Source organism: Psychrobacter sp. UBA5136 (genome assembly GCF_002414005.1).
GTDB lineage: Bacteria > Pseudomonadota > Gammaproteobacteria > Pseudomonadales > Moraxellaceae > Psychrobacter.
Genome location: NZ_DHYG01000060.1, coordinates 1 through 9,376 on the forward strand (window position 1 = coordinate 1; position 9,376 = coordinate 9,376).

At 45.1% G+C, this 9,376-nt stretch carries 8 protein-coding genes; 2 read left to right on the forward strand and 6 right to left on the reverse strand.

What is annotated here, in order from left to right; all coding sequences use genetic code 11:
• Window positions 1–18 precede the first annotated feature (18 nt).
• From B4240_RS09525 to ribA, 3 genes are all read right to left on the reverse strand, one after another.
• Window positions 19–489: a c-type cytochrome gene (locus B4240_RS09525; protein ID WP_296238695.1), complete on the reverse strand. Its 471-nt coding sequence runs from the start codon at window positions 487–489 to the stop codon at window positions 19–21.
• A 457-nt stretch (window positions 490–946) separates the two neighbouring features.
• Window positions 947–1,954, reverse strand: coding sequence for an oxygen-dependent coproporphyrinogen oxidase (gene hemF, locus B4240_RS09530; RefSeq protein ID WP_296238698.1), 1,008 nt, complete (start codon window positions 1,952–1,954; stop codon window positions 947–949).
• An 18-nt stretch (window positions 1,955–1,972) separates the two neighbouring features.
• Entirely contained in the window at window positions 1,973–2,656 is a 684-nt protein-coding gene (gene ribA / locus B4240_RS09535; protein ID WP_296238700.1) for a GTP cyclohydrolase II, read from the reverse strand.
• A 614-nt stretch (window positions 2,657–3,270) separates the two neighbouring features.
• Between ribA and dxs the strand changes: the two genes are divergently transcribed.
• Window positions 3,271–5,319 carry a 1-deoxy-D-xylulose-5-phosphate synthase gene (gene dxs / locus B4240_RS09540; protein ID WP_296238702.1) on the forward strand — a complete coding sequence of 683 codons (2,049 nt, stop codon included), beginning with the start codon at window positions 3,271–3,273 and terminating at the stop codon, window positions 5,317–5,319.
• Between the two features lie 268 nt (window positions 5,320–5,587).
• Window positions 5,588–6,415, forward strand: a complete 828-nt coding sequence (locus B4240_RS09545) for an inositol monophosphatase family protein (protein WP_296238704.1) — start codon at window positions 5,588–5,590, stop codon at window positions 6,413–6,415.
• 51 nt (window positions 6,416–6,466) lie between these two features.
• Here B4240_RS09545 and B4240_RS09550 read toward each other — a convergent pair whose 3' ends face one another.
• The 3 genes from B4240_RS09550 to B4240_RS09560 all read right to left on the reverse strand — a co-directional run.
• On the reverse strand, window positions 6,467–7,906 hold the full coding sequence (locus tag B4240_RS09550; RefSeq protein ID WP_296238706.1) for a WS/DGAT/MGAT family O-acyltransferase: 1,440 nt from the start codon (window positions 7,904–7,906) through the stop codon (window positions 6,467–6,469).
• A 172-nt stretch (window positions 7,907–8,078) separates the two neighbouring features.
• Window positions 8,079–8,918, reverse strand: coding sequence for a thiazole synthase (locus B4240_RS09555; RefSeq protein WP_296238708.1), 840 nt, complete (start codon window positions 8,916–8,918; stop codon window positions 8,079–8,081).
• Window positions 8,919–9,055: 137 nt separating this feature from the next.
• A partial coding sequence (locus tag B4240_RS09560; RefSeq protein WP_296238710.1) for a transposase occupies window positions 9,056–9,376 on the reverse strand: 321 nt, incomplete at its 5' end.

Sequence of the window (9,376 nt, forward strand, 5' to 3'; positions counted from 1 at the left end):
TTTTGGGTTTGGTATTAATTAGTCTTTTTTCACTTTAAAGTCAGTATGGCAGGATTTACAGCTGTCACCGACTTGCCCAAGCGCTGGCAAAACTTGATCAACGCTGGTTGCGGTTTGGGCAGCGGTATTTAAGTTAGCAGCAGCTTTTTGAAAGTCATCGGCTTCTGCACGAAAATCATCAACGTTGCTCCAAACGGCTTCAGTTGCGTTACCTGTGGCTTCTTGGTTTTCAAAGTGGCTCCAAGGATTGGCTGAGTCTTCAGCTAAAAATGCCGCTTGCTCTTTAAACACCTCGGCATCAAAGGTATCTGGTGCTTCTGCCATATCGCCCATGATACCCATCGCATCACTCCAGCTTTTCATACTGTCTTGGCGCGCTTTGACGTCAGGGTCGACTGACGTACTACAAGCCGTTAGACCTAAGGCAGCGGCCATTAAGGTGATGCTAACGATAGACTTGAAAGATTTATTATTAGAAACCTGTGCCATCTGTATTGCTCCTTTATACGTGGCTAATAAAAAGGTGCCGTAGCATTTGCATGCTCGCCACTTATTAAATTGCTACTATGAATTAAATGTTATTGTTTTAATTGCTAAAGACAGCTGAGTCCTAGATTTTTACCATGCATCCGTTTTAAATCTGCATTTTTAAACCTGTATTGCTGTTAATTAAACCTTAATCAACTAAGATAAAATAGGACAATAAAGTACCTTTTTGTAATGGCATTTTCATCTGCTATGAATTGTCGCTAAAGCGAACTTCATATGCTAAAAATGACAATGGTCTATTTAACCATTTGGCTGCTCTCAAATAAAAGACAGTAAATAATAAAGGTCAGCAGTAACGCTGACCTTGATAATATTTTTCCGAAAATTTTTAGAGAGCAAATAGGGTCGTTTATACAAGAACCTAAACGCTGTCTGCGACTTATTATGCCAATCATGACTATAAAGTCAACCAATCACGCTGTTTTAGGTAAAAATCGGTTAATTCAAACTCGGGCGTTCCGGGTGCAGGTTCAAAGCGATAGTGCCAACTAGCAAGCGGCGGCATGCTGACTAAGATGGATTCGATGCGGCCATTACTTTGTAGCCCAAACAGGGTACCACGGTCATAAACAAGGTTATATTCAACGTAGCGTCCGCGGCGGTAAAGCTGGAATTCTCGCTGCGCTTCGGTATAAGGGGTGTTTTTACGCTGCTCAAAAATTGGTAAGATGCCTTCAAGATAACCATTGCCAACCGCTTGCATAAAGTTAAAGCAGGTCTCGAAATCCCAACCGCGACTCTCAAAATTGACGTCATCATAAAATAGCCCACCGATACCGCGCTGCTCATCACGATGGCGCAGATGGAAGTATTCGTCACACCACTGCTTAAAGTCAGGATAGACGCTATCGCCAAACGGCGCGCAGAGGTCATAACAGACCTGATGCCAATGTACGCAGTCGGCAAGGACAGGGTAAAATGGCGTCAAATCAAAGCCACCACCAAACCACCAAATCGGCGCTTCGCCCTCGGCTTCAGCAATGAATAAACGCACGTTGGCATGACTGGTCGGCACATGAGGGTTTTTAGGATGCACAACCAAGGACACGCCCATCGCTTGCGCTTTACGGCCAGCAATATCAGGATGGCGCGCGGTTGCCGAGGCGGGTAGGTTATGCACATGGATATGACTAAACATCACGCCCGCTTTTTCAATCACTTCGCCCCCTGCCAGCACGCAAGAACGGCCACCGCCGCCCTCAGGACGTTCCCAATCGTCGGGCACAAAGGTTGCTGGCTTATCATTGCTACTGCCGTCACGCTCTTGCGCCTCTAAGGCTCGGCAGATACGCGCTTGCAAATCCACCAAAAACTCGCGCACGCGTCTGATGTCATCGTGGGTTGGCGTCACTGCCGCAGTGGTTTCTGGTAAATTGTCATTGTTATCTGTATTTGGTATGGTCATAAAATATCTAATTATTTACTATTTATTAAGGTGTAAGGCGGTATTGAAGTCTTTATCAAGCAGATGGCCCATGCGGTCGCGTTTGGTCGCTAGATAGTCAGCATTCATATCGTTCACCCCGACCAACAACGGCACGCGCTCAACCACATTGATGCCATGCTCGGTTAAGTAAGCGACTTTATCAGGGTTATTGGTGATGAGACGTACGCTATCGACACCGACGTGAGCAAGCATCGGTCCGCACATATCATAAACGCGCGCATCAGCTGGTAACCCTAACATAAGATTGGCATCTAATGTATCATGCCCCTGATCTTGCAAGGCGTAAGCACGGATTTTATTGGTCAAACCGATACCGCGCCCTTCTTGACGCAAGTATAATATCGCCCCGCAGCCCGTCTCTTGTATCGCTTGCATTGCGGAATTAAGCTGCGGCCCACAATCACATTTTAGTGAGCTAAAGGCGTCGCCGGTCAAGCATTCAGAATGAATACGTATCAGCGGAATAGGCGCTTCTTTTGGCGTTTGACGGTCTTGGCTTAATGCTGTGCCCTGCTGATTTAAAACATCAGCTTGATTGGCTACAGGTAAACCGACAGTAAGCATCACATGCTCTTGACCGTCTTCATTTTCAAAGATATGAATGTCAAACTCGCCGTGACGAGTAGGAAGTTTGGCGCTAGTGATAAATTGATATGACATTAATGTCCTGCATAAGCTGATCATCGTGACGCTACGGTCTGCGACTACCACTCTATACCATATAATAGTAGTCAAAATAAGGCACATGGGCTGCTAGGAGAAATAGCATACGGATGCTGGCTGGTGGAAATACACACAAAGTTCACAGACGGCGCACGATGATTAAAGCGACAATTAAAAATAAATGCTATTATGCCATACTATTTTGACGGATACAGTGACAAGTCTTTGCCCTTACATTACTATGTCGTCACTGTCGCCTGATACGCGCCCAATATGAAGGCAAAATCAGCAGGCCGCCTCGGGTTTTGTATTAGGTCGTGTCCTTATTTTAAAATGCCGATAAAAAGTTCACATTTGAAAGAGTTGCTTTATTTTCAATAGCGTATTTTTCGTTATTCACAATTACTTTAACAATTACTTTAACAATTACTTTAATAATTATTTTAACAGTTGCTTTAAAAGCTGTATCAATAATCATATAGTCGATGGCATTTATCAGTTTATGATGTCCACGCTATTATTAACGCCCCTTAGAATGTCAGCCGTGGTAACGCCGTCTCGGTATTCTAAGGTAGCATCTTGTCAGCAGATTGGTAGGTATCGTACGTTTTATGCAGCAGTCACCTCATTCCCCACAGTCTAAGTCATTATCTGCGTCAGCCACTGATTCTGCTGCACCGCTATCAAACCTGCAAAAAACCTATGCAGTCATTCCCCGTGAGCGTCCGCATACGCCCCTGCTTGATACGGTAGCAACGCCCGCTGACCTTAAAGCATTTGATGAGGCGCAGCTAATCACTTTGGCGGATGAGCTACGGCTTTTTCTGCTTTACTCAGCCGGTCAAAGCGGTGGTCATTTTGGGGCCAATTTAGGCGTGATTGAATTGACTATTGCGCTGCATTATTTGTTAGATGCGCCGCAAGATCAAATCGTTTGGGACGTCGGCCATCAGGCTTATGCTCATAAAGTGTTGACCGGACGCCGTGATAGGCTTGGCAGCATACGCGCAAAAGATGGTCTGACCGCTTTTCCAGAACGCGCCGAATCTATCTATGATACGTTTGGCGTTGGGCATTCATCGACGTCTATTTCAGCCGGCCTTGGCATGAGCTTAGCGCTGCGCTATCAAGGCCGCGCGCAAACGGTCGCTTGTATTATTGGCGACGGCGCGATGACAGGCGGCATGGCGTTTGAAGCGATGAACGATGCCGTGCAACAAGATGCAGATTTGTTGGTCATTTTAAATGACAATGACATGTCGATATCTTGCTCGATTGGCGGTTTCTCGCGGCACTTAGCGACACTATGGGAATCAGGCTATCAGGTAGATATCTCTGATGCAGGCGAGCCAATATTATGCCAGCGCCCTGATATGCAGGCTTATGATCGCCGTAAACGTCATAACGAGCTGCGCGATGTGCCGCAGTTAGAAGACAATTTATTTAAAGCCATTGGCTTTACCTATTTTGGTCCATTTGATGGGCATAATATTCCTGAATTGCTGCGCGTGCTATCGCTTGCCAAGCAAGTAAAAGGCCCGGTGTTAGTCCATATTTATACTACTAAAGGTAAAGGGTTTGCGCCTGCTGAATTAGACCCCGTAGGTTATCATGCCATTAGCAAATTACCTGCTGAAGCTAGCGAGAAGGAAGCAGTAAAAGCCAGTCTAACAGCCAACAAGTCGCTATTAAAATATTCGCAAATCTTTGGGCAGTTTTTATGTGATAAAGCCGCTGCTGACGATAAGCTCCTTGCCATTACTCCAGCTATGGAAGAAGGCTCGGGAATGATTGAGTTTGCCCGTCAATTCCCTACGCGCTTTTTTGACGTGGCGATTGCTGAGCAACATGCCGTAACTTTGGCAGGCGGCATGGCAACCCAAGGCATCAAGCCAATCGTGGCGATTTATTCGACATTTTTGCAACGTGGTTACGATCAGCTGATTCATGATGTGGCGCTGCAAAATCTTGATGTGATGTTTGCCGTTGACCGCGCCGGTCTAGTTGGTGAAGATGGCGCCACCCATGCAGGCGTGTTTGATTTTGCCTTTTTACGCTGCGTGCCGAATATGCTGATTGCCGCGCCAAAAGATGAAAACGAATGCTATCATCTGCTGAATACTTGCTATGAATACCAAGGCTGTACAGCAGTACGCTATCCGCGCGGCGTTGGCGTTGGCGCGACGATTACGCAGCCAGCACAGATTTATCCTATTGGCAAAGCGGTGGTAGAGTCGGTATTGGGAAGCAACGATGCGCCTAATAAATTGGCGTTATTGGCCTTTGGTACCATGGTTGACACGGCTCAGCAAGCAGCAGAAAGCTTGATTAATGACAATATAACATCAGACTGTCAGGTTCACGTGGTCAATATGCGCTGGGTAAAACCGTTAGATACCCATTTGCTTGAAAGCTTAATTGAACAAGGCATCACCTACATTGCAACCTTAGAGGAGCATATGATTATGGGCGGCGCGGGCAGTGCGGTAAATGAGTATTTACTAAACGAATCAATAGCCTTTAAAAACAGCCGCCCAGTAATCTGTAATATCGGTATTCCTGATCGCTTTATCGCTCATGGTTCACCAGCAGAACAAATGGCTGATTGTGGTCTGGATGTTGCAGGGGTCGTCAGCCAGCTCCAGCAGTTGCTAAAATAAAATCCTATCACTCAAAAAAAATTGCTAAAATAGCGGATTGAAAAATAAAGCATTTTTGCTTTTTGCTTAAACCTCGCCTATTTGCCGTAGGTGTGAATTATTTGACAACTTGGGCGCACGACTGCTGGCATCATATATTTGGTATGCTAGGCGGCTAGGGTTTTTATTAGTTATTAATATGATTCAGTTTTAAGCAGGTTTTATTTTTGTACATTTTATCAGTCGCATCTCTTACGTAGTATTCATTCATCAAGCAAATAGGTTATTTATGGAACCCATGGTCGTCATCGCAGCGCGCGCTGCTGAAAAAGTCGGTAAAGAGATTTTATACGCGCATCAAAACCGCCACAAAATCGAGCTGGATATCGAGTCAAAAGGGCTTGATGGTTTGGTCACCCGCATTGATCGTTTCAGCGAAGAGCTGACGATTGAGACGTTAAAAGCCAGCTACCCAAATCACTCATTTTTGGGTGAAGAGTTTGGTATGCAAGAAGGCCGCGGCGAAGATGCTGACTGGTGCTGGATTATCGATCCGCTAGATGGCACCAAAAATTTTGTCCATGGCGTGCCGCAGTTTTGTGTCTCTATCGCCGTGCAGCATAAAGGCGTGACCCAACACGGCGTCATTTATGACCCTGTGCGTGATGAGATGTTTTCTGCCAGCCGCGGTAAGGGCGCGCGTCTAAACCAGCGCCGTATCAATGTGAGCGAGCGTAAAACGATTGATGGCGGTCTATTTACTACCGGTCATCCGCTTGAGCGTAAACGCAATGGCGAAGTCATCTCTTATGCCAAGCAGCATTTTGAAAGCTTACAAAAAATCTCTGAAGCCGGCGGTCAAATTCGCCGTTTAGGCTCAGCCGCGCTTGATTTATGTTATGTTGCCGCTGGTCGTTTTGATGGTTATTTTGAGATGTCCATCAAGCCTTGGGATATTGCCGCTGGTGAGCTTATCGTAACCGAAGCCCGCGGCGTCGTCGTTGACCATACGGGCGCGCACAACTCGATGACTACAGGCTCTATCTTTGCTTGTAATGTGAAATTATTAAAACCTTTAATGCAAGTGGTTGTCCCAACGTGGGGCGATATTTTGTAGTCTGACGTTATTGAAGATTTAGAAAATTAATATTAAGAAAAGCTGGTTCCGTTATGGAGCCAGTTTTTTTGTTTTGCCATTCTCTTTGTCGTCACTTTTATCTGTAACCGTAATGCCTTGAGATTCAAGCGCTTTACTGGTGCGTTCCAACAGCTGCAACTCTTCTTCTATCAATACCAGTATATCTTGCACATGCGGCAAGGCTTTACTACAAGCGGTAATACCAAATTCAATCTTGTCCAAATAGCTGGCAAGGGTGATATTCATCGCTTGTCCGTTAAGTACAATCGACGCTGGATACAAAGATTGCAGGCGCGCACCATTCCAATAAAGCGGCTTTTCAGAGCCAGGGACGTTTGAGATAATAAGGTTAAAGGCCTGTTTTTTTGGGAATATATTTGTTGCCAAATTGATGCCTTCCCACGCATAAGCAATCACACTATAGTTAATCACTTGCGCCTGATTCATACGGCGAAAACGGCGTTTGCCATTATTCATACTGCGGTGAATTAGCTTGATTCGGCTGAGTGGATCGTCTAAATGCGTCCCCAAATTGGCCAGTACAAATGACAGCTGATTGCCCGCTACGCTATTATCCGTACGTAATGACATCGGTACAAACGCAATCAATGGCTTACTTGGCAGCGCATCCATCGCTAGCAAGTAACGGCGAATAGCACCGGCACAAACGGCAAGCACCACATCGTTTTTACTGATGTTTAGACGCTCAGCAATATCATTAAAACGCTGTATATCATACGACTGGGCGGCGATACGCCTTGAGGCAGAAATGCGTTTATTAAGAATACTCATCGGTGCTGCAAAGGTGCTGACATAACTGTCGTCACCAAGATGTTTTAAATTATCGAGCAGTTCTGTAAACACGGGTTTAATGGTCGATATTTGCTCTTTGATAATCCGCCGCGCCGAGCGCTCTTTTGGCAAAATCGCATCGACTTGATTACGGTGACGCGCCATCAACGACCAAATCGGTAGCGTGACTGGTTCGGTTGGCGATTGAGATAAGGATTTTTTCACAAGGCGCATCGCCGCAATACCATCAACTAAAGAATGATGGATTTTAAAATATAAAGCAAAGCGCTCAGGAGCACCGACGCTTTCTGGCTGAATACCTTCAATAACATGACATTCCCACAGTGGCATCGCACGGTCTAAAAGGCGACCATGCTCTCTTGACACATACATCAACAGCTCGCGTACGCGGGCAGGTTTTGGTAGCGCCACATGATGCAAGTGATGCTCCACATCAAAATTCTTGTCTTTTTTCCAAAATATCAGATGCTCAAGCACTTGGTTAAAAGGAAAGGTAGGCGATACCTCAGAGTGCTGCATTTGTTTGACCAATTGACAAACAAAATTGCTATCCGCATTTTCTGGCAATTCGAATAGGAGCAGACCACCGACATGCATGGGCTGTTTACGCGACTCAAGAAGTAAAAACAACTGGTCGACCGCTGTGAGAAGTCGCATAATAAATCCTTTTATAAAAATGAAAATTATTCAATAAAACAAAGGCCAAACGGTTATAAAATATCCAAAAAAGCTTACTAATGATAAAAATATCCCTACGACATTCTTATCATTTTATAAGTTATTTTTAGCTAAAAATTCAAACTAGAGCTTTAAAATAAAAATTAAACAATTACTGAAAAAAGTAGCCGGTCTGCGGCGAGCTAGCAATGGCCATTTTGCGCATGGGCATACGGCCCGCCAAGAAAGCTTGACGCCCGGCCCAAATAGCGTGTTTCATGGCCTGCGCCATCAGCACAGGATTTTGCGCATGAGCAATTGCTGAGTTCATCAGCACGCCATCACAGCCAAGCTCCATGGCAATCGCGGCATCAGAAGCCGTACCAACGCCAGCGTCAACCAAGACGGGCACCTTAGCATTTTCGATAATCAGGCTAAGCGTATGGCGATTAAGCAGGCCAAGACCAGAACCGATCAAGCTACCAAGCGGCATAATCGCCACGCAGCCCATGCTCTCTAATTCTTGCGCGACAATAGGGTCGTCTGATGTATAAACCATGACTTCAAAGCCGTCATCAATTAACTCTCTTGCCGCTTTTAAGGTTTCCATCACGTTTGGATAAAGCGATTTTTCATCGCCTAATACTTCCAGCTTCACCAAATTATGCCCGCCTAATAGCTCGCGAGCAAGCTTACACGTGCGAACCGCAGTTTTGGCATCAAAGCAGCCTGCGGTATTGGGTAAAATGGTATATTTATCAGGTGAAATGACATCTAATAAATTCGGCTCATCGCTGTTTTGTCCGATATTGGTGCGGCGAATAGCAACGGTGACAATTTCAGCTTCTGAGGCGCCAATAGCCGCGCCCGTTTCAGCCATATCTTTATATTTACCAGTACCGACTAGTAATCGAGATGAGAAGGTACGACTGCCAACCGTAAAGGTATCATTCGATAAGGTATTTTGTGAAAATGACTGAGCGTTGGCATTAGAAGTTGTGTGTTGTGACATAAGGTTAATCCTAATAGCGGGCGAACAAAGGTGACTAATGACGTAGTGAACAAGGTGACAAAAAATGATGAACAAAGACTGGCATCAATACTAGCAATGATTAACGTAGAATAATTAAATATAGCTAGGGCGTGTCTTCAATTCATCTTACAATGAACGATAGTACACGCCAGATAAAGCATTGACTTAAAATTACGAGCTAACTTCTCATAGCGAGTGGCGATACTACTAAAGTGTTTAAGCCTTGCAAACATATTCTCAACAAGATGGCGCAGTTTGTATAAGTAGCTATCGAATTCTGGATTAGGCGCTTTAGCATTGCTTCTTTTGGGAATTATAGGAATCATGTCATGCATGCAAGCTTTATCCCTGATCGCTTGTGAATCATAGGCCTTATCAGCGATAAAGTAGTCAGCTTGTCCAATCATGTCAATCAGTTCACCTGCAACTTGACTGTC